At 47.2% G+C, this 1,898-nt stretch carries 1 protein-coding gene; it reads right to left on the bottom strand.

All coding sequences use genetic code 11. The features are described from left to right. Positions 1-37: 37 nt before the first annotated feature. On the bottom strand, positions 38-1,898 hold a 1,861-nt coding region (locus FDW95_RS09130; RefSeq protein ID WP_137363481.1), incomplete at its 5' end, for a flagellin.

Raw genomic sequence — 1,898 nt, 5'->3', positions numbered from 1 at the left:
CTGCTTATTCGCACCTTCCTTAGTACTATAAACTATATTAACGCAGCAGAGACAGTACGTTCTGCGTGGTCTGGTTAGCCTGCGCCAGAACAGAAGTACCCGCCTGTTGCAGGATCTGTGCACGAGACATGTTAGATACTTCGGTCGCGTAGTCGGAATCTTCGATACGGCTACGAGCAGAAGACAGGTTGTTTACAGTGTTGCCCAGGTTGGTGATAGCAGAATCGAAACGGTTCTGTACTGCACCCAGGTCGGAACGCAGTGCGTCAACTTTAGCCAGAGCGTCATCCAACGCTTTCAACGGATCGGAGGTAGATGTTGACTTTGTGGTGGACTCGGTAGTCAGTTTACCACTTTCATTTAGGTAAATTTTTGAGCCAGCGTTGTTTGTGACAGCACCATTGGAGTGAGCATAGTAGTTCACAGTTTCTTTAGCGACGTTGGTCAGTTTACCTTCGATATCGGTAAAAGCATCCTTAGCTGTAGCAGCAGTTCCTGCGCCATCCGAATCATATTTTACAGCGCCCGCAGTAACTGAATATACACCAGCCCCTTCGCCGTCAGTAACCGTGAAATCACCAGTGCTGATATCTTTTGCCATTTCCGTAGCTGAAATTTTTGCTCCGGATACGTCTACTGTTGCGTTAGACGGAGTAGTCATTGCAGTTTTTGCAAGCGTACCCGCTGCTACACCTGCGGTACCACCCGCAGTTTTTGCGGTTCCTGTAGCAAAAGTAGTTGCAGCGGCTTCAGCATCAGCAGTATCAGCACCGCCCTTAATTTGAGCGTCATATGTTGTTTTATAATCTGCATTATATTTAGTAGCATAAGCATTATCATATGCAGTTTTATAAGCAGCTGAATAAGCATTAGCTTTGTGCATTTCTGCACTGCCGCCTACTGAGGTAATCGTAGTATCTCCAACTTTAATCGTTGTGTTTACGGCTGATGCAGTCGGATTACCATAAGCGTCTAAACCGGTAGTATCGGTATTAGCAATCAGATTATCCCAGGTAGCCGCCTTAGTCTGGCCGTTACTTGTCTGGGTCAGGTTACCCTTAGCATCCAGAAAAAGCGCTTTGCCATCTGTGGATGTGATAGTTCCGTCTTTACTTACTTTTACATCTTGGGTAGTTGCGCCAATTTTTACATTCGCGGTGAATGAATCCCCGGCGTTTGGAGCAAATTTATTCAGAGCGTTTGTAGAAGAAACTCCTGTCGCGCTAAAGCTATACGATTTACTTGCTGCATCGTAAGTGTATTTATTATCTGTGGCTGCAACGCCAAGCCCATTACCGGTGCCGTCAAAATGTAAGGTGCTTTTATCTTTAACGCTTGTCATCACATCTGAGGCTGTCGCTTTAGCATTATCGACATCCTTTTTGAAAGTAATGGTACCATCTTTATCAGGTACACCTTTATCAAATCCAGCCAGCGTCAGGCTATCTGCAGTAGCAGCTTTGTTCGCTACTTCACCTTTACCGTTCACGTTGAAGCCAGTCAGGCCAAGAGTCTTAGAGGTGATTTCTTTCAGGTCGATAGTGATGGTTTCGCCATCGTTCGCACCAACCTGGATTTTCATGGAGCTGTCGGACGCCAGCACTTTCACGCCGTTGAACTGAGTCTGACCGGATACGCGGTCGATTTCGCCCAGACGCTGGGTGATTTCATTCTGGATAGAGTCCAGGTCGGACTGGGAGTTGGTGCCGTTGGTTGCCTGAACAGCCAACTCACGAACACGCTGCAGGTTGTTATTGATTTCAGACAGCGCGCCTTCAGTTGTCTGAGCAACAGAGATACCATCGTTGGCGTTTCGGGAAGCCTGAGTAAGGCCTTTGATGTTAGATGTGAAACGGTTAGCAATCGCCTGACCTGCAGCATCGTCTTTCGCGCTGTTG

The organism is Citrobacter sp. wls718, assembly GCF_005280945.1.
Classification (GTDB): Bacteria; Pseudomonadota; Gammaproteobacteria; order Enterobacterales; family Enterobacteriaceae; genus Citrobacter; species Citrobacter gillenii.
This window is presented reverse-complemented; position numbering and strand designations above follow the sequence as displayed.